Genomic DNA, 930 nt, shown 5'->3' on the forward strand with positions numbered 1-930 from the left:
TCGCGATCCAGAACGTACAGCGTGGTGTTGCCGATCGGACCGCCCAGCGCAGGGCGGACGTCCGCGGCATCGAGCCGATGACGCGCCGACCACACCGTGGTCTCGGTCGGGCCGTACAGGTTCCAGACCTCCCCGGCCTGCGCCACCAGCCGCCGCGCCAGGTCCGGCGCCAGCGCCTCGCCGCCGCTCAGCACCCGGCAGCCTTGTGGAAGCGGGCCCTCGTGATCCAGCAGCATCCGCCAGGTCGACGGCGTCGCCTGGATCAGGCTCACGCCGTGCGTGGCGGCAAGCGCCTTGAGCCGGGCCGGATCATGCGCCGCGGCGCGATCCGCCAGCACCACCCGCGCGCCGATCGTCAGCGGCAGCCACAGTTCCAGCACCGCGATGTCGAACGACAGCGAGGTCAGGCCGAGCACGCGGTCGTCGGCCGTCAGGCCCGGTTGCTCCGCCATCGTCGCCAGAAAGTTCGTCACCGCATCATGGCGGACCATCACCCCCTTCGGAACGCCGGTCGATCCCGAGGTGTAGATCACATAAGCAAGGCTTTCGGGATGCACGGCGATGGCCGGATTGCTGTCGTTCCCTCCCTCGTCCTGCGCATCGATCAGCCAGGCCTCGGCCCCGGTCTCCGCCAGCACCGCCGCGAACCGGTCGCGCAGCGCGCTTTGCGTCAGCACCAGCGCCGCGCCGCTGTCGCGCAGCATGTGCGCCAGCCGTTCGTCCGGATAGTCCGGATCCAGCGGCAGATAGGCTCCCCCCGCCTTCAGCACCGCAAGCAGCGCCACCATCATGCCGACGCCGCGCTCGCAGGCCAGCGCAACCACGACATCGGTTCCAACCCCGCGATCCCGCAGCCGCCACGCCAACCGGTTCGCCCGCGCGTTCAGCTCTCCATAGCTCAGCGCCTCGTCCCCAAACACCAGCGCGATC

1 protein-coding gene is annotated in these 930 nt (G+C 70.3%); it reads right to left on the reverse strand.

The window, feature by feature from the left end; all coding sequences use genetic code 11:
* The coding region (locus AC1RT6_RS21215; protein ID WP_493029659.1) for an AMP-binding protein at positions 1 to 930 on the reverse strand (930 nt) is incomplete at both ends.

The organism is Nitrobacter sp. MLSD-S21, from assembly GCF_058809865.1.